At 67.2% G+C, this 18,861-nt stretch carries 14 protein-coding genes; 12 read left to right on the forward strand and 2 right to left on the reverse strand.

Going from position 1 to position 18,861, the window contains the following annotated elements; all coding sequences use genetic code 11:
* Window positions 1-55: 55 nt before the first annotated feature.
* Both thrS and aceA read right to left on the reverse strand, forming a co-directional pair.
* A complete protein-coding gene (gene thrS, locus EV685_RS02685) occupies window positions 56-1,975 on the reverse strand; it encodes a threonine--tRNA ligase (RefSeq protein ID WP_130480418.1) in 1,920 nt (639 codons plus the stop codon).
* 274 nt (window positions 1,976-2,249) lie between these two features.
* Complete coding sequence (gene aceA / locus EV685_RS02690) at window positions 2,250-3,566, reverse strand: isocitrate lyase (RefSeq protein ID WP_130480419.1); 1,317 nt, start codon at window positions 3,564-3,566, stop codon at window positions 2,250-2,252.
* A 346-nt stretch (window positions 3,567-3,912) separates the two neighbouring features.
* Between aceA and EV685_RS02695 the strand changes: the two genes are divergently transcribed.
* The 12 genes from EV685_RS02695 to EV685_RS02750 all read left to right on the forward strand — a co-directional run bounded on the left by EV685_RS02695 (window position 3,913) and on the right by EV685_RS02750 (window position 18,850).
* Window positions 3,913-4,947: an agmatinase gene (locus EV685_RS02695; RefSeq protein WP_130480420.1), complete on the forward strand. Its 1,035-nt coding sequence runs from the start codon at window positions 3,913-3,915 to the stop codon at window positions 4,945-4,947.
* A 66-nt stretch (window positions 4,948-5,013) separates the two neighbouring features.
* Window positions 5,014-5,553, forward strand: a complete 540-nt coding sequence (locus EV685_RS02700; RefSeq protein WP_130480421.1) for a hemerythrin domain-containing protein — start codon at window positions 5,014-5,016, stop codon at window positions 5,551-5,553.
* 90 nt (window positions 5,554-5,643) lie between these two features.
* Entirely contained in the window at window positions 5,644-6,972 is a 1,329-nt protein-coding gene (gene aptA, locus EV685_RS02705; protein WP_130480422.1) for an omega-aminotransferase AptA, read from the forward strand.
* A 38-nt stretch (window positions 6,973-7,010) separates the two neighbouring features.
* Window positions 7,011-8,327, forward strand: coding sequence for an NAD(P)/FAD-dependent oxidoreductase (locus tag EV685_RS02710; protein WP_130480423.1), 1,317 nt, complete (start codon window positions 7,011-7,013; stop codon window positions 8,325-8,327).
* A gap of 167 nt (window positions 8,328-8,494) precedes the next feature.
* Window positions 8,495-9,313 carry a gamma-glutamyl-gamma-aminobutyrate hydrolase family protein gene (locus EV685_RS02715; RefSeq protein WP_130480424.1) on the forward strand — a complete coding sequence of 273 codons (819 nt, stop codon included), beginning with the start codon at window positions 8,495-8,497 and terminating at the stop codon, window positions 9,311-9,313.
* A gap of 91 nt (window positions 9,314-9,404) precedes the next feature.
* Complete coding sequence (locus EV685_RS02720) at window positions 9,405-10,772, forward strand: glutamine synthetase family protein (RefSeq protein WP_130480425.1); 1,368 nt, start codon at window positions 9,405-9,407, stop codon at window positions 10,770-10,772.
* A gap of 35 nt (window positions 10,773-10,807) precedes the next feature.
* Window positions 10,808-12,226 carry an aspartate aminotransferase family protein gene (locus EV685_RS02725; protein WP_130480426.1) on the forward strand — a complete coding sequence of 473 codons (1,419 nt, stop codon included), beginning with the start codon at window positions 10,808-10,810 and terminating at the stop codon, window positions 12,224-12,226.
* 53 nt (window positions 12,227-12,279) lie between these two features.
* Window positions 12,280-13,410, forward strand: a complete 1,131-nt coding sequence (locus tag EV685_RS02730; protein ID WP_130480427.1) for a polyamine ABC transporter substrate-binding protein — start codon at window positions 12,280-12,282, stop codon at window positions 13,408-13,410.
* A gap of 24 nt (window positions 13,411-13,434) precedes the next feature.
* Complete coding sequence (locus tag EV685_RS02735; protein ID WP_130480428.1) at window positions 13,435-14,898, forward strand: DUF3138 family protein; 1,464 nt, start codon at window positions 13,435-13,437, stop codon at window positions 14,896-14,898.
* Between the two features lie 2 nt (window positions 14,899-14,900).
* The gene (locus EV685_RS02740; RefSeq protein WP_130480429.1) at window positions 14,901-16,412 is read left to right on the forward strand and encodes an aldehyde dehydrogenase; all 1,512 of its coding nucleotides are present in this window, start codon (window positions 14,901-14,903) and stop codon (window positions 16,410-16,412) included.
* A gap of 145 nt (window positions 16,413-16,557) precedes the next feature.
* Complete coding sequence (locus EV685_RS02745; protein WP_130480430.1) at window positions 16,558-17,685, forward strand: polyamine ABC transporter substrate-binding protein; 1,128 nt, start codon at window positions 16,558-16,560, stop codon at window positions 17,683-17,685.
* A 64-nt stretch (window positions 17,686-17,749) separates the two neighbouring features.
* Complete coding sequence (locus EV685_RS02750; RefSeq protein WP_130480431.1) at window positions 17,750-18,850, forward strand: ABC transporter ATP-binding protein; 1,101 nt, start codon at window positions 17,750-17,752, stop codon at window positions 18,848-18,850.
* Window positions 18,851-18,861: the final 11 nt, after the last annotated feature.

Consider the following 18,861-nt stretch of genomic DNA (forward strand, 5'->3'; position numbering starts at 1 on the left):
CTTGCGCCCAAATTGATGAATGCGCCGTCAACCAAGCCGATGGCCCGACCCGGTGTCACTGCTCCGGGTTGAGTTCGGCCGAGATCTTCTGGGAGAAGGCCGCCAGGGCCATCACACCGAGGTCCTGGTTGCCTCTGGCGCGCACTGCAACGGTGCCTGCTTCCCTCTCCTTGTCACCGACAACGATCAGGTAAGGCACCTTTTGCAAGGAATGCTCGCGGATTTTATACGTGATCTTTTCGTTGCGCAGGTCCAGCGTGACCCTAAGCCCTTGTTTCTGCAGCGTTCTGGCCACTTCCCGGGCGTAATCGGCCTGGCCGTCGGTGATGTTCATGACGCTGACCTGCACCGGCGACAGCCAAGTGGGCAGTGCGCCAGCGTGCTGTTCGATCAGGATGCCAATGAATCGCTCGAGGCTGCCAACGATCGCGCGGTGCAACATGATCGGCCGATGGCGGGCGCCGTCCTCGCCGACAAACTCGGCATCGAGCCGCTCCGGCAGGTTGGGATCGACCTGGATCGTGCCGCACTGCCAGGGCCGGCCCAGCGCGTCCTTTAGCGTGTATTCGATCTTCGGACCATAGAAGGCGCCCTCGCCGGGCAGGTACTCGAAGTCACAGCCCGAAGCCTTCAGGCCTTCAGCCAGCGCGTGTTCGGCGCGGTCCCAGCTTTCCTCGCTGCCGATGCGCTTATCCGGCCGGGTCGAGAGCTTGTAGATGATGTCGGTGAAGCCGAAGTCGCGGTAGACCTTCTGCAGCAGCGTCGTGAAGGCCACCACCTCGGCCTGGATCTGGTCCTCGGTGCAGAAGATGTGCCCGTCGTCCTGCGTGAAGGCGCGCACCCGCATGATCCCGTGCAGGCCGCCGGTCGGCTCGTTGCGGTGGCACTGGCCGAACTCGCCAAAGCGCAGCGGCAGGTCGCGATAGCTCTTGATGCCCTGCTTGTAGATCAGGATGTGGCCGGGGCAGTTCATCGGCTTGAGCGCGTAGTCGCGCTTCTCCGACTCGGTCACGAACATGTTCTCGCGGTACTTGTCCCAGTGGCCGGTCTTCTCCCACAGGCCCTGGTCAAGGATCTGCGGGCCCTTGACCTCCAGGTAGCCGTTGTCGCGGTAGACACGGCGCATGTACTGCTCGACCTCCTGCCACAGGGTCCAGCCCTTGGGGTGCCAGAACACGGTGCCGGGCGAGTGCTCGTCGATGTGGAACAGGTCCAGTTCGCGGCCGAGCTTGCGGTGATCGCGCTTCTCGGCCTCTTCGAGCATCGTCAGGTACTTCTGCAGGTCGTCCTTGCTGGCCCAGGCGGTGCCGTAGACACGTTGCAGCATCTCGTTGCGGTGGTCGCCGCGCCAGTAGGCGCCCGCCACCTTCATCAGCTTGAAGAACTTCAGCTTGCCGGTGCTGGGCACGTGGGGGCCGCGACACAGATCGGTGAAGCTGCCCTCGCTGTAGAGCGAGACGTCCTCGCCGGCGGGGATGCTGGCGATGATCTCGGCCTTGTAGGCCTCACCGATGGACTTGAAGTAGGCCACGGCCTCGTCGCGCGGCAGCACGCGGCGGGTGACGGGCTCGTCCTTGGCGGCCAGCTCGCTCATCTTCTTCTCGATGGCGGCCAGGTCATCCGGCGTGAACGGGCGCTTGTAGGAGAAGTCGTAGTAGAAGCCGTGCTCGATGGTCGGTCCGATCGTGACCTGCGCTTCGGGGAACAACGTCTTGACCGCATAGGCCAGCAGGTGGGCGGTCGAATGGCGGATCAGCTCCAGCCCGTCGGCGTCCTTGGCGGTGACGATGGCAAGCGCCACATCTGCCTCAATGCGGTGACTCAGGTCGACCAGGCGGGCGGACTCGCCGCTGCCGATGCGACCGCCGAGGGCGGCCTTGGCCAGGCCGGCGCCGATGGACGCGGCCACCTCGGCCACCGTCACCGGGCCTTCGAATTCGCGGCGCGAGCCGTCGGGCAATTGGATAGCGACCATCTGCAGAACTCCGTGGGGGACAAGAAAAAAGCGCGGGGTCGCCGCGCTTTCTCGAGGGGGAGAGGGGATGGCGAACGGCGACCGGCGATCAGGCCCGGTTGGGGCCGGTGTTCGACGTTCGCGGTGTCATAACCATGGTGCCTTTCCCCGTTCCTTGTCATGTCCGAAAACCGGCGATTCTAAGCAGAAAGCCCAGGGGATCGCCCTGGGCCTGGGGTGACGGGCCGCCGGTTGGCGGCCTTCGGTCACAACACGATCACCGCGGTCGCCGCGATCAGTGGAACTGCTCTTCTTCGGTCGAGCCGGTCAGCGCCTTGACGCTGGACGAGCCGCCCTGGATCACCGTGGTGACATCGTCGAAGTAGCCCGCGCCGACTTCCTGCTGGTGCGACACGAAGGTGTAGCCCTTTTCGCGCGCGGCGAATTCCTGCTCCTGCACCTGCTCCACATAGTGCTTCATGCCTTCGCCGCGGGCGTAGGCGTGGGCAAACTGGAAGGTGTTGTACCAGTTGATGTGGATGCCAGCCAGGGTGATGAACTGGTACTTGTAGCCCAGCGCGGACAGGTCTTCCTGGAAGGCGGCGATCTGCTTGTCGTCGAGGTTCTTCTTCCAGTTGAAGGACGGCGAGCAGTTGTAGCTCAGCAGCTTGCCCGGGCAGGCGGCGTGCACGGCCTGGGCGAACTCGCGGGCGAAGCCGATGTCGGGCACGCCGGTCTCGCACCACACCAGGTCGGCATAGGGCGCGTAGGCCACGCCGCGGCTGATGGCCTGCTCCAGGCCGTTCTTGACGCGGTAGAAGCCTTCCTGGGTGCGTTCGCCCGTCAGGAAAGGCTGGTCGTTGGCGTCGTGGTTGCTGGTGATCAGGTTGGCCGCCTCGGCATCGGTGCGGGCCAGCACGATGGTCGGCACGCCCATGACGTCGGCGGCGAAGCGCGCGGCGATCAGCTTCTCGACCGCCTCATGCGTCGGCACGAGCACCTTGCCGCCCATGTGGCCGCACTTCTTGACCGCCGCAAGCTGGTCCTCGAAGTGCACGCCGGCCGCGCCCGAGGCGATCATGTTCTTCATCAGCTCGAAGGCGTTGAGCACGCCGCCGAAGCCGGCTTCAGCATCCGCCACGATCGGCAGGAAGTAGTCGATGAAGTCCTTGCCGCCCGGCTCGATGCCACGCGACCACTGGATCTCGTCGGCGCGCTTGAAGGTGTTGTTGATGCGGCGGACCATCGTCGGCACCGAGTCGTACGCATAGAGCGACTGGTCGGGGTACATGGTCTCGGAGGTGTTGCCGTCGGCCGCGACCTGCCAGCCCGACAGGTAGACCGCTTCCAGGCCAGCCTTGGCCTGCTGCATCGCCTGGCCGGCGGTGATCGCGCCGAAGGCGTTGACGTAGCCCTTCTTGGCGCCACCGTTGACGAGGTCCCACAGCTTCTCGGCGCCGCGCTTGGCCAAGGTGTACTCAGGCTGCAGGCTGCCACGCAGGCGTACCACGTCGGCGGCGCTGTAGCCGCGCTTGACGGTCTTCCAACGGGGGTTCTGCTCCCAGTCGGTGATCAGTGCGTCAATCTGTTGCTGGCGGGTCGGTTGGCTCATCGGATGCTCCGGTTCAGGTGACGGGAAGATGGAAAAACGGGTGACTCGATGGCTCTCAGCTTAGCGACGACCACCTCGCCTCGGCAAGACTTATGTCTTATATAAGATATAAATTAGAACCCAATAAAATCAACAGCTTGCGATCGTTTTTTTACGATGCGGAAGGCATTTTCTCTAGACGGAAGATTTTGCGGCGGCGCAGCATGGGTCGTTTTCACGATGCGGAACGGGACTTCATCACCGTGAAACCCGGGCGGGTCCTCGGCCCGAAGAGCGCCGCAGGCGGGCCGCCATCGGCTGTGCGATCCTTTCCGCTGCGCTCCGACTGCACCCACCCGCCGACGCCATGACCAGCTTTGCCTACCTCAGCAACGACACCTTCCTGAAGGCCCCCTCCGCCGCACCCGCAGGGCAAGCCGACAACCTGTCCGGCGCACGCTACGGCGTTGCCGGCATCGCCTGGGACGGCGCGGTGACCAACCGCCCCGGCGCGCGCTTCGGACCGCGCGCCATCCGCGTGGCAAGCCACATGCTGTGCGACGGCATCCACCCGCTGTTCGACAACAGCCCGCTGGGCGAGCCCGGCGTCAGCGGGCCTGACCTGGTCGACCACGGCGACCTGGCGCTGCCCAACACCTCGCTGGCGACGATGCGCGAGGCGCTGGAAGCGCAGGCCGCCGCGTTGATCCGCCAGCGCCACATGGCCTGGCTGGGTGGCGACCACTCGGTGACGCTGTCGCTGCTGCGCGCCTACCGGACCTGGCTGGGCCGCCCGCTCGGTCTGCTGCACTTCGATGCCCATTGCGACACCTGGACCGACCACTTCGGCGAACCCAGCGGCCACGGCACCTGGGTCTACGAGGCAATCCGCGAAGGCCTGGTCGACCCGGCCGCCTGCGTGCAGGTCGGCATCCGCTCGGCCGGTACGCGTGAAGCCCGCGAGTACGTGCGTGCCTGCGGGGGTGACATCTTCAGCGCCCGCGACCTGCGCGGGCTGGACGGCGCCGGGCTCTCGCCCGTGCTGGCCGCTATGCGCCAGCGCTGGCATGAGCGCGGCTTGCCGCCGCTCTACCTCAGCCTGGACATCGACTGCCTCGACCCGGCCTTTGCGCCCGGCACCGGCACGCCCGAGCCCGGCGGCCTGACCAGCAACCAGGTGCTGACGCTGCTGGAGTCACTGGCCGACCTGCCCTGGGTCGGCATGGACTGCGTCGAAGTGGCCCCCGCCTACGACCATGCCGAGCTGACCAGCCTGGCTGCGGCAACCTTTGTGTGGACCTATCTGTGCGGGCGCATACATCAAGGGTCGCACCAAGGGTCGCACCCAGCGTCGCACCACGAGCCGCATCACATCGGCGCCACCGGCAACCACCCGGCTTGACGCGGCGCAAGCCGGCCCCCGCCCGGCTGCGAACAATGGCCGCATCAACGCACCGAGGATGCCGCCATGACCCGCCAGACCCGCCTGCCCCTGCAGACCCTGAACGCCCGTCTCGTCGAGACCGTGCCGCTGACGCCGCTGGAGGTGCTTGATGACGAACACCGCCAGATGGTCCAGATGCTGGCCCGGCTGGACCGCCTGGTCGACGCCGACCTGGACCTGCCCGACGCCGAAATCCGCGCGCTGGCGCATGAGGTCCACACCTTCTTCGGCGAACACGCCCGCCAGCACCACGCGCTCGAAGAGTTGCATGTCTTCCCCGGCCTGCTCAACAGCGCCGACGAGCGTCTGCGCGAGCAGATCGAACGCCTGGTGCAGGACCACGGCTGGCTCGAACAGAACTGGCTGGAACTGGCGCCCAATGTGTCGGCCATCGCCGAAGGCATGGTCGGTGGCGACATGGACCTGCTGCGCGAGTCGGTGGCACTCTTCAATGCGCTCTACCACGACCACATCCGGGTCGAGGAAACACTGGCCTACCCTGAAGCGCGACGGCGCGAGGCCGAACTCGCTGCGGCCGCTGCCGCGCGCCGTCTGGGCAGCTGACTCGAACGGGGCGGCCGGGTCGCCTAGACTGGACGGCGAGGTGCCGACGACGCCGCGCGGTGCGGCCCGTCCAGGCGCCTGGAGCCTCCGATGACCCAGAACCCGCACACCGACCTGCCCGCGATGGACGCCTACTGGATGCCGTTCACCGCCAACCGGCAGTTCAAGAAGAACCCTCGCCTGCTGGCCCGCGCCGAGGGCATGCACTACTGGACGGCGGACGGCCGCCAGATCCTCGACGGCGTCGCCGGCCTGTGGTGCGTCAACGCCGGCCATGCCCGAGCGCGCATCGTCCGCGCGATCGCCGAGCAGGCCGCCGAGATGGACTACGCGCCGCCCTTCCAGATGGGCCACCCCAAGGCTTTCGAGCTGGCCGAGCGGGTTGCGGCGCTGGCGCCGGCGGGGCTCAACCGGGTCTTCTTCACCAACTCGGGCTCCGAGTCGGTCGACACGGCGCTGAAGATCGCGCTCGCCTACCACCGCTCGCGCGGCGAGGCCTCGCGGACCCGCCTGATCGGCCGTGAGCGCGGCTACCACGGCGTCAACTTCGGTGGCATCTCAGTCGGCGGCATGGTCGCCAACCGCAAGATGTTCGGCAGCCTGCTGGCCGGCGTCGACCACATCCGCCACACCCACGACCCGGCGCGCAACGCCTTCTCGCGCGGCCAGCCGGCCCACGGCGCCGACCTGGCCGATGACATCGAGCGCCTGGTGGCCCTGCATGACGCGTCGACCATCGCGGCGGTGATCGTCGAGCCGGTGGCCGGATCGACCGGTGTGCTGGTGCCGCCGGTGGGCTACCTGCAGCGCCTGCGCGAGCTTTGCGACAAGCACGGCATCTTGCTGATCTTCGACGAGGTCATCACCGGCTTCGGCCGCACCGGCGCCCCGTTCGCGGCCCAGACCTTCGGCGTCACGCCCGACCTGATGACGCTGGCCAAGGGCATCACCAACGGCTGCGTGCCGATGGGCGCGGTGCTGGCCAGCCAGAAGATCCACGACACCTTCATGGGCGGTCCCGAGCACGTCATCGAGCTGTTCCACGGCTACACCTACTCGGCCCACCCGCTGGCCTGCGCGGCTGGCATCGCCACACTGGACACCTATGCCGACGACGGCCTGCTGACCCGCGCGGCCACGATGCAGTCGACCTTCGTCGACGCGCTGCACACGCTGCGCGAGGCGCCCCATGTGATCGACATCCGCAACATCGGCCTGGTCGGCGGCATCGAGCTGGCGCCGCGTCCGGGCGAACCCGGCAAGCGCGCCTTCGAGGTCTTCCTGAACTGCTTCGAGCAGGGCGTGCTGATCCGCACCACCGGCGACACGATCGCGCTGTCGCCGCCGCTGATCATCGAGGCGCAGCAGATCGGCCAGATCGTCGAGACCATCGGCGCCGCGCTGCGCCGCGTGGCCTGAGGCGCCTCGCCCGCACGAGGCTTGCAAGCATCGACGCCATGGGACGCCTGCTCTCGATCGACAAGAACCTGTCGCGCGACTCGTACTACGCGGCCACCGCGCCGCGAGACCACCACTGGCCGACGCTGGACGGCGACCTGCGCTGCGATGTCGCGGTGGTCGGCGGCGGGCTGGCCGGGCTGTCGGCGGCGCTCGAACTGGCCGAACGCGGCCACCAGGTCGTGCTGCTCGAAGCGCGCCAGGTGGGCTGGGGTGCCTCGGGCCGCAACGGCGGACAGGCGATCCACGGGCTGGCCTGTGACCAGACGGTGATCGAGGAACAGCTCGGTCTGGACGCGGCCCGCCAGGTCTGGGCGCTGTCGCTTGAAGCGGTCGCCCGCATCCGCGACATCAGCCGCCGCCACAGCATCGACTGCGACTGGCGCGACGGCTACCTGGGGGTCGCCACCAGCGCCCGCAAGGCCACCGCGCTGAAGGCCTGGGCCGAGCGCATGGCCGATGTCTACGGCCATCGCTTCGACTGGCTGGGGCCGGACCGGCTGGGCGACTTCATCCGCAGCCCGCGCTATCACAGCGGCCTGCACGACCCGGCTTCCGGCCACCTGCACCCGCTGAAGTACGCGCTCGGCATCGCCCGTGCCGCGTCGCTGGCCGGCGTGCGCATCGTCGAGCACACACCGGTGACGCGGCTCGAACGCGGCAGCCCGGCGACGCTGCACACCCCGAAAGGCCGCGTCGTCGCCGACCAGTTGCTGCTGGCCGGCAACGTCTACCAGCAGGGGCTTGCCCCCGAACTGGACGACCGCATCATGCCGGTGGGCACCTACATCGTCTGCACCGACCCGCTGCCGCAGACGCAGATTGACGCGCTGCTGCCGCGCGGCACGGCGGTCTGCGACAGCAACTTCGTGCTCGACTACTTCCGGCCGACCGCCGACCGCCGCATCCTCTACGGCGGTCGTGTCAGCTACAGCATGGTCACGCCGCCGCGGCTGCGCGAGGCCATGCAGGCCCGCATGGCACGCACCTTTCCGGCGCTGGCCGGCGTGCGCGTCGCCCATGCTTGGGGCGGCTTCGTCGACATCAGCATGAACCGCGCGCCGGACTTCGGCCGGCTGGCGCCCGTGGCCGGACAGGCGGCGTCGAACGTGTACTACCTGCAAGGCTTCTCGGGCCACGGCCTGGCCTTGACCGGTCTGGCCGGCCAGATGGTGGCGCAGGCCATCAGCGGCGATGCCAGCCGCTTCGACCTGTTCGCACGGCTCAAGCACCGGCCCTTCCCCGGTGGACCCCTGCTGCGCATGCCCTCGCTGGTGCTGGGCATGGCCTGGTACCGCCTGATGGACCTGCTGTGAACGACGGTCCCTGAAGGCACAAGCTGGAAGGAATGCCCTCGGGACAAGCCCGCAGGCCACGACGGAATGCCTCTGGCACACTCAATGCAACGGTGTTCCGCAACCGTCCGATCAACCTTCAGCAAGCCCAGTGCTGCCGGGTCAACAAGCCGGTCGCAGCAAGCCCAATGAGCCCCTCTCCAGCGCCCCAGGCGCCCCCTGCATCCCGCCAGCCCATCGTGCTGGTGCCGGCCTGCAACCGCATGATCGGTGCGCACCCTTTCCACGTCGCCGGACAGAAATACGTCGACGCCGTGCGACTGGCCGGCGCGCTGCCGCTGGTCGTGCCGTCGGCCACCCCCGAGCAGCTCGATGCCCTGCTCGACCTTGCCGATGGCGTGCTGCTGACCGGCTCGCCGTCCAACGTGCACCCCAGCCATTTCGGCGAGACGGTCCATGACCCGAGCCTGCCGCTGGACCCGGTGCGCGACGACTGGACGCTGCCGCTGATCCCCAAGGTGCTCGCCCGGCACATGCCGCTGTTCGCGATCTGTCGCGGCTTCCAGGAGGTCAACGTCGCGCTCGGCGGCAGCCTGCACCAGGCCGTGCAGGAGGTCCCCGGACAGCACGACCACCGCGCCCCCGCCGATGCCTCGGTCGACGTGCAATACGGCCCGTCGCACCGGGTGCGCGTGACGGCGGGTGGGCTGCTCGAACGCCTGCTGGTCGACCTCGCCGAAGGCGGCGACATCACCGTCAACAGCGTGCATGGTCAGGGCGTCAAGCGCCTGGCCGACGGCCTGCGCGTCGAGGCCCGCGCGCCCGACGGTTTGATCGAGGCCTACACCCTCGAAGACAGCGCCGATGCACACGCCGGCTTCGTGCTCGGCGTGCAGTGGCACCCCGAATGGCGCGCCGCCGACAACCCCGTCTCCATCCAGTTGCTGCAGGCCTTCGGTGCCGCCTGCCAGGACTACCGCGACCTGCATCGCCCACCGAACCGTTGACCTGTCCACCACGGACGGGTGTCGGCGTCGCAGCCTCGGCGCAGCGGCCTTCAGGGCCTTGCAGCAAATGCGTCGCGCAACGGGAAACCACATGGTCACGAGAGAAAACTTCACCTTCAGCGAACTCGAGAACTGGCTCAACGAGCGTCGCGTCACCGAAATCGAATGCCTGGTGCCGGACCTGACCGGCGTGGCGCGGGGCAAGATCCTGCCGCGCGAGAAGTTCACCGAAGACCGCGGCATGCGCCTGCCCGAGGCGGTCGTCGCGATGGGCGTCACCGGCGAGTTCCCTGAAGAAGGGCCTTACTACGACGTCATCAACCCCACCGACCGCGACATGCACCTGCGCCCCGACCCGCGCACCGTGCGCATCGTGCCGTGGGCCACCGACCCGACCGCGCAGGTCATCCACGACTGCTACGACAAGGAAGGCCGCATCGTGCCCTTCGCGCCGCGATCGGTGCTGCGGCGCATTTGCGAGCGCTACGAAGCCGAGGGCTGGAAGCCCATCGTGGCGCCCGAGCTGGAGTTCTACCTGGTCGCGCGCAACACCGATCCGGACATCCCGCTCAAGCCGCCCAAGGGCCGCAGCGGCCGGGCCGAGACCTCGCGCCAGGCCTATTCGATCGATGCGGTCAACGAGTTCGACCCGCTGTTCGAAGACGTCTACTCCTACTGCGAGCAGATGGAGCTCAACGTCGACACGCTGATCCACGAGGTCGGTGCCGGCCAGATGGAGATCAACTTCTTCCACGACCAGCCGCTGCAGCTGGCCGACGAGGTGTTCTTCTTCAAGCGCACCGTGCGGGAAGCGGCACTGCGCCACGACATGTTCGCGACCTTCATGGCCAAGCCGATCGCCGGCGAGCCAGGCAGCGCGATGCACATCCACCAGTCCATCGTCGACCTCGCCAGCGGCCGCAACATCTTCAGCAACGAGGATGGCAGCCCGAGCCGCGAGTTCTTCTGGTACATCGGCGGCCTGCAGAAGTACATCCCGGCGGCGATGGCGCTGTTCGCGCCCTACGTCAACAGCTACCGCCGGCTGTCGCGCTTCACGGCCGCGCCCATCAACATCCAGTGGGGCACCGACAACCGCACCGTGGGCATCCGCTCGCCGGTGGCCGGCCCGGCCGCGCGCCGGATCGAGAACCGCGTGATCGGCGCCGATGCCAACCCCTATGTCGCGCTAGCGGCGACGCTGGCCTGCGGCTACCTGGGCATCAAGAACCGCATCGAGCCGACGCCCGAGTGCAAGGGCGATGCCTACCTGGGCGACTTCCAGCTGCCGCGCAGCCTGGGCGAGGCGCTTGAACTGCTGCGCAATGAAAAGGACCTGGCCGACGTGCTGGGTGCCGAATTCATCACCGTCTACACCGAGGTCAAGGAGATCGAGTACGCCGAGTTCATGAAGGTCATCTCACCGTGGGAACGCGAGCACCTGTTGCTGCACGTCTGACCCGCCACGAGACACCCACCTTCCGGAGAACCCCGATGAACACGAGCAACACGACCTCGACGAGCGCCTCGACGCGCAGCACGGCCGAGTGGCAGGCCGCCGACGCGGCGCATTTCCTGCACCCCTTCACCGACTTCCAGGCGCTGGCCCGCAAGGGTTCGCGCGTCATCGCCAAGGCCGACAACCTCTATCTGTGGGACAGCGAGGGCCACAAGCTGTTCGACGCGATGAGCGGCCTGTGGTGCGTCAACGTGGGCTATGGCCAGAAGTCCCTGGTCGACGCAGCCGCCCGCCAGATGCTGGAACTGCCCTTCTACAACGCCTTCTTCCAGACCACCACGCCGCCGGCCGTGGAACTGGCCGAGCTGCTGGCCGAGGTCGCCCCGCCGGGCTTCCAGCATGTCTTCTTCTCGGGCTCCGGCTCGGAGGGCAACGACACCGTCGTGCGCATGGTGCGGCGCTACTGGGAACTGCAAGGCCAGCCCGGCCGCGACGTCATCATCAGCCGCTGGAACGCCTACCACGGCTCGACCATGGCGGGCGCCTCGCTCGGCGGCATGAAGTACATGCATGCCCAGGGTGGCCTGCCGATCCCCGGCATCACCCACATCGACCAGCCCTACTGGATCGAACATGGCCGGGGCATGGACCGCGCCGACTTCGGCAAGCTGGCCGCGAGCTGGCTGGAGCAGAAGATCCTTGAGGTCGGGCCGGACAAGGTGGCCGCCTTCATCGGCGAGCCCATCCAGGGCGCCGGTGGTGTGATCGTGCCGCCCGAAACCTACTGGCCCGAGATCCAGCGCATCTGCGACCAGTACGGCATCTTGCTGGTCAGCGACGAGGTGATCTGCGGCTTCGGCCGCACCGGCCAGTGGTTCGGCTGCCAGACCGTCGGCAGCCGGCCCGATCTGATCACCTTTGCCAAGGGCGTCACCAGCGGCTATGTGCCGCTCGGTGGCGTGCTGGTGGGCGAGCGTGTGGCCAAGGCCCTGATCGAGCAGGGCGGCGAGTTCGAGCACGGCTACACCTACTCGGGCCATCCGGTGGCCTGCGCCGTTGCGCTGGCCAACATCAAGCTGATCCGCGAACAAGGCCTGGTCGAGCATGTGCGCGACGACGTCGGCCCCTACCTGGCCGCGAAGTTCGAGGCCTTGCGCGATCACCCGCTGATTGGCGACACGCAGACCTGCGGCCTGATGGGCGCGATGCTGCTGGCCAAGGCCAAGACGAGTGCGGCCGGTGGTCCCGAACTGTTCGATCCGGCGCTGGAAGTCGGCATGGTCTGCCGCAGCCACTGCTTCGCCAACGGCCTGGTGATGCGTGCGGTCGGCGACCGCATGATCATCGCGCCACCCCTGGTCATCACCCGTGCCCAGGTCGATGAGCTGATGGGCCTGATCCATCGCTGCCTGGACCTCACCGTGGCCGAGCTGCGAACGCGCGGCCAGTTCTGAATGGCGCCCTCACCAGCGTCTGTCGTCGTGTCCGAAAAACAGGAGTCGCTCACATGAACTTGCCTCGTCTCTCGCATCGACCGATCCGACGCTGGGCGCTGGCCGCGCTCGCGGCCTGTGCCCTCGGCCCGCTGGCCGCCCAGGCACAGGAGGAGGAGAAGGTCCTCAACATCTACAACTGGTCGGACTACATCGCCGAGGACACGATCCGGAACTTCGAGAAGGAGACCGGCATCCGCGTGCGCTACGACAACTTCGACAACAACGAGATCGTTCACGCCAAGCTGGTGGCAGGCAAGACCGGCTACGACATCGTCGTGCCGTCGTCGAACTGGGCCAAGCTGCAGATCGACGCTGGCCTGATCCGCAAGCTCGACAAGGCGCAGATCCCCAACCTGAAGAACCTCGACCCGGCGCTGCAAGCCCAGCTGGCGACGATGGATCCGGGCAATGAACACATGGTGAACTGGCTCTGGGGCTACACCACGGTGGGCATCAACGTCGACAAGGTCAAGGCCGCGCTGGGCAACCTTCCCATGCCGGAGAACGCCTGGGACTTGGTCTTCAAGCCGGAGTACATCAGCAAGCTCAAGAGCTGCGGCGTGTCCTTCCTGGACTCGGCCACCGAAGTCGTCCCTGCTGCCCTGCACTACCTGGGCAAGGCGCCCTACAGCAAGGTCGCGGGCGACTACGCGCAAGCGGCGGCGCTGCTCAAGAGCGTGCGTTCGAACGTGACGCTGTTCAGCTCATCGGGCTACATCAACGACATGGCCGCGGGTGGCATCTGCGTCGCGCTGGGCTGGTCGGGCGACATCAACATCGCGCGCCAGCGCGCCATCGACGGCAAGACCGGGCAGAACATCCAGGCCATGATTCCCACGACCGGCGGCATCTTGTTCTTCGACTCGATGGTGATCCCCAACGATGCGGCCCACCCGGGCAATGCGCACAAGTTCATCAACTACATCCTGCGCGCCGAGGTGCATGCGGCCATCACCAACAAGGTCTTCTACGCCAACCCGAACAAGGAGTCGCTGAAATTCGTCAAGCCCGATGTCGCCAACAACCCGACGGTCTTCTTGTCCGCTGCGGACATGGCAAAAATGAAGCCGCCAGGCGCGCTGAACAACGACATGCGCCGCCTGATGACCCGCACCTACACGGCCTTCAAGACCGGTCTCTGACCGGCCCCTGATCGGGAGCACGACATGAAGCATCTTCACCCCATCCCCACGCCGCTGGCCCTCGCGGCGGCCGCGTTGCTGTCCTGCGGTCTGGCCGCACCGGCTGCGGCGCAATCCAACGACGAGCTGCTGCGCGAGCTGCGTGCGCTCAAGGACCGCGTCAACCAGCTCGAACAGCAGCTGCAGGCGGGCAAGACGGCATCGCCCGCGACCGCAGCACCGGCCGGGCAGTGGGGCATGACGCCTGAGCAGAGCCAGGAACTCAGCCGTGTCGCCACCAAGGCCGAGGCGCTGGAGGACAGCCGCGACGAATCCGGCTTCAAGGGCCTGAAGGTCTCGGGCTACATGGACCCGACCTTCATCATCGACCGCAACCAGAACCGGGCCGGCTTCCAGTTCCTCAGCGGCGTTGGCGACGACGGCTACGGCTATGCCAACTCGACCTTCGGCGCGGTCGCGCTGGACTTCACCAAGGAGACCGACAGCGGCACGCGCTGGCGCCTGACGCTGGTGCCCGACCGGGGCACCCAGGCCATCATGAGTGGCGCCAACCGGCTGGTGCACGAGGCGTCGGTCAGCGTGCCGATCGACGGCGATGACACGACCCGGCTGCTGGCCGGTCATGTGCCGGACTGGTCGGGCTATGAGTACGCCCAGCCCACGCTCAACAAGCTGATCACCCACAACCTGCTGTTCGACTTCACCCTGCCAACCGCCTACACCGGCGCCGGCCTGGAGCTGTCGCGCGGCAACTGGGTGCTCAAGGGCATGCTGGCCAACATGAACAGCGCGATCAAGGCCAGCGGCGAACGCGCCCCGGTGTTCGCCTGGCGGGCCGATCACGAGATCAACGAGTTCAGCGGCTACGGCATGGCCGGCCTGCATGGCAAGGCGGCGAACTTCAGCGAGAACCTCGATGACGGCACCGGCACGGGCACCGCTGCGGCGCTGCCGAACTCGCGCGTCGACCTGATCGAGATCGACGGCTGGTACACCCGCGGCGACCTGACGCTGAACGGCCAGATCAGCTGGGGCCGGCAGTCCCGGGCGGCCATCGGCACGGCCACCGGCGCGATGGTCTTCGATGCCGCCGACCTGCGCGATGCCGAATGGAAGGGCGTCTCGGCCCTGGTCGCCTACAAGCTGTCGCCGCGCCTGGAAGGCGTGGTCCGCGGGGATGCCCTGTTCAACAAGAAAAACGGCGGCGGTCTGCTCGGCTACACCTCGTCCGACGAGGTCAATGGCATCGGCCCCGAACTGATCGGTCGAGACGCAAATGGCGACCTCATCATCGGTTCCGATCCGCAGGCCGGTGTCAACCGCTACGCGCTGTCCTTCGGCCTGAACTACGCAGTCGATCCGTCGGTCATGTTCAAGACCGAGGTCCGCTTTGACAGTGCCAGCAAGACGGTCTTCGAGAACGTCAAGTCCAACACCTTCGTCAAGACCAACCGGCTGTTCGCCACCTCGCTCGTCGTGAGCTTCTGACCATGTCCGCCGCCACCTCCGACAGCAAGAAACCCGACTGGCACGCCCGTGCCCGCGAGATCACGATCGACGGGCGGGCCTGGATCAACGGCGAGCGGGTCGACGCGGCTTCCGGCGCCACCTTCGACAAGCACTCGCCGGTCGATGGCCGGCGGCTGGCGGCGGTGGCGCGCGGCGAGGCGGTCGACATCGACCGCGCCGTGGCCGCCGGCCGTGCCGCCTTCGAAGATGGCCGCTGGTCGCGCAAGGCGCCGGCCGCGCGCAAGCGCATCCTGCAGCGCTGGTCCGAGCTGATCACGGCCGCGCGCGACGAGTTGGCGCTGCTGGAGACGCTCGACATGGGCAAACCGATCCAGTACGCGCTGAGCGTGGACGTGCCGGCAACGGCGCGCACCATCGCCTGGTATGGCGAGGCGATCGACAAGGTCTACGACGAGATCGCGCCGACCGGCTCGAATGCGCTGGCCCTGATCACCCGCGAGGCGATGGGCGTGATCGGCTGCATCGTGCCCTGGAACTACCCGATGATCATGGCGGCCTGGAAGCTCGGGCCGGCGCTGGCCACGGGCAACTCGGTGGTCATGAAGCCGAGCGAGAAGTCGCCCCTGACCGCCTTGAAGCTGGCCGAACTGGCGGTGCAGGCCGGCATCCCGCCGGGTGTGTTCAACGTCGTGCCCGGCTACGGCCACGAGGCCGGCGAGGCACTGGCGTTGCACATGGACGTTGACGCCATCGGCTTCACCGGCTCGACCCGCACCGGCCGTCGTATGCTGGACTACGCTTCGCGCTCCAACCTCAAGCGGGTCTGGAACGAACTGGGCGGCAAGTCGGCCTTCCTCGTCTTCCCCGACCACCACGACCCGGCGCTGGCCGCACGCACCGTGGCCGGCGCGATGTACTTCAACCAGGGCGAGTCCTGCAATGCGCCCTCGCGCGTGCTGGTGCACGCGTCGATCGCCGACGACTTCGTGGCCGTGCTGCGCGAGGAGGCCCCGAAGTACCGGCCGGGCGACCCGCTGGACGCATCGACCGTGATGGGCGCGCTGGTCGACGATGGCCAGCTGCGCACCGTGATGGGCTACATCGCGTCCGGCAAGGCCGAGGGCGCACGCTGCATCAGCGGTGGCGAACAGGTCCGCACCGACAGCGGCGGGCCCTATGTCGAGCCAACGCTGTTTGACGGCGTGACCCCGCAGATGAAGATCGCCCGCGAGGAGATCTTCGGCCCGGTGCTGTCGGTGCTGCGCTTCGAGAGCGAGGCCGAGGCCATCGCGCTGGCCAACGGCACCGACTACGGCCTGCAGGCCAGCGTCTGGAGCCATGACATCAACCGCGCGCACCGTGTGGCACGTGCCTTGCGTGCCGGCACGGTGCATGTCAACCAGTACGACGAGGACGACATCACGGTGCCTTTCGGCGGCCATCGGCAAAGCGGCAACGGCCGCGACAAGTCGCTGCATGCGCTGGAGAAATACACCGAGCTGAAGACCACCTGGCTGCGCATCGACCGCTGATCCGCAGGCCCGGAAAGCGTGAAAACCTTGCACCATAATTCGCGCCGCAACGCGCACCGGTGGCACCGCTCCTTGGGTGCAAACGGTGGCCGACGCAGTGCCTTGACGACCTGACCCTTACCCAATCACCCGTGCAGGAGCCCTGATGAACACGAAGATGACCCGCCCCACGTCGCTGCTCAAGACCCTCGTGGCCACGCTTGCTTTCGCCGCGTCCATCGGCGTGCAGGCGCAGGAAGAGAAGGTCCTGAACATCTACAACTGGGCCGACTACATCGCCGAAGACACGATCAAGAACTTCGAGAAGGAAACCGGCATCAAGGTCCGCTACGACAACTTCGACAGCAACGAGGCGCTGCACGCCAAGCTGGTCGCGGGCAAGTCGGGCTATGACATCGTGGTGCCCGGTTCGCACTTCGCCAAGCAGCAGATCGAGGCTGGCCTGCTGATGAAGCTCGACAAGAGCAAGCTCACCAACTACAAGAACCTCGACCCCGCCATTCAGGCCCAGCTGGCCAAGATGGACCCGGGCAACGAGCACATCGTCGACTGGCTGTGGGGCTACACCACGGTGGGCATCAACGCCGAGCGCGTCAAGAAGGCCCTGGGCGACACGCCGATGCCCGAGAACGCCTGGGACCTGGTGTTCAACCCCGAATACGCCAAGAAGCTCAAGGGCTGCGGCGTGTCCTTCCTGGACACCGCCTCGGAAATCATCCCGATCGCGCTGAAGTACGTCGGCAAGGACCCGCACAGCAAGAACGCGGACGACTACAAGGCGGCGGCCGAGATGCTCAAGACCGTGCGCCCCTACGTGACGCGCTTCGCCGGCTCGGGCTCGGATTACATCGACCAGATGGCCACCGGCAAGCTCTGCGCGGTGGTGGGCTGGTCCGGTGACATCCTGATCGCCAAGGACAAGTCGGCCAAGGCCAAGAAGCCGCAGAAGCTTGAGGTGCTGCTGCCGAAGATGGGCGGCCTGCTGTTCTTCGACACCATGGCCATCCCCAAGGACGCCAAGCACCCGGACAACGCGCACAAGTTCATCGACTTCATCCTGCGTGCCGAGGTCCATGCATCGCTGACCAACTCGGTCTTCTATGCCAACCCGAACAAGGCCTCGCTGAAGTTTGTCGAGCCGGCCATCGCCAATGACCCGGCGGTGTTCCCGAACGAGGCGGCCATGGCCACGATGATCGCCCCGGGCACGCCCGACAACGCGACGCGTCGCCTGATCACCCGCACCTTCACCAACTTCAAGGCCGGCCGCTGAGCCGAGCCTGGATGGGCCGGCGCGCCGCCTCGCGCGACCGGCCCCACAGCCACGAGGGAGCCACATGAGCACAGCACCGGGCGACAGCGCCTTCCTGCGGATCGAGTCCGTGGTGAAGGATTTCGGTGAATTCCGCGCCGTCGACCAGGTCAGCCTGGACGTCGCGCGTGGCGAGATCTTCGCCCTGCTGGGCTCGTCGGGCTGCGGCAAGAGCACGCTGCTGCGCATGCTGGCCGGCTTCGAGTCGCCGACCTCCGGCCGCATCGTGCTCAACGGCCAGGATCTGGCGGGCCTGCCGCCCTACCGGCGGCCGGTCAACATGATGTTCCAGTCCTACGCGCTGTTCCCGCACCTGACCGTGTGGGACAACATCGCCTTCGGCCTGCGTCGCGACGGCCTGCCCAAGGCCGAGGTCGAGCAGCGTGTCGAGGAGATGCTGCGGCTGACCCAGCTGGGCAAGTTCGGCAAGCGCAAGCCGCACCAGCTCTCAGGCGGTCAGCAGCAACGGGTCGCGCTGGCCCGCAGCCTGGCCAAGAAGCCGCAGTTGCTGCTGCTGGACGAGCCGCTGGGCGCCTTGGACAAGAAGCTGCGCGAGCAGACCCAGGTCGAGCTGGTCAACATCATCCGCAGCGTGGGCGTGACCTGCGTGATGGTCACGCACGACCAGGAAGAAGCGATGACCATGGCCTCGCGCCTGGCCGTCATGAGCGAAGGCCGCTTCCTGCAGGTTGGCGGCCCAGCCGACATCTACGAGACCCCGACCACCCGCTTCGTCGCCGACTTCATCGGCAACGTCAACCTGATGGACGGCACGATCACGCTGGACGAGCCGGACCGGGCCGAGATCGGCTGCCCGGACGTCGTGCACCACATCGGCCACGGCATCACCGGCTACCTGGGCATGCCCGTCACCGTGGCGGTGCGGCCCGAGAAGATCCACCTGACCCGAGTCCCGCTGGATCAGGCACACAACCAGGTTCGCGGCATCGTGCATGCGGTGTCCTACTTCGGCAGCCACACGCTCTATCACCTCAAGCTCGCCAGCGGCGCGACGCTCAAGGTCAACGTCGAGAACGAAGAACGGCTGCACAGCGGCAACCCGGTCATGGGCGACGAGGTCTGGGCCAACTGGTCACCGACCGCCCAGGTCGTGTTGACCCAATGAGCGCGAGCGCC

The sequence above is a fragment of the Sphaerotilus mobilis genome (assembly GCF_004216565.1).
In the GTDB taxonomy this organism is placed as follows: Bacteria; Pseudomonadota; Gammaproteobacteria; order Burkholderiales; family Burkholderiaceae_C; genus Sphaerotilus; species Sphaerotilus mobilis.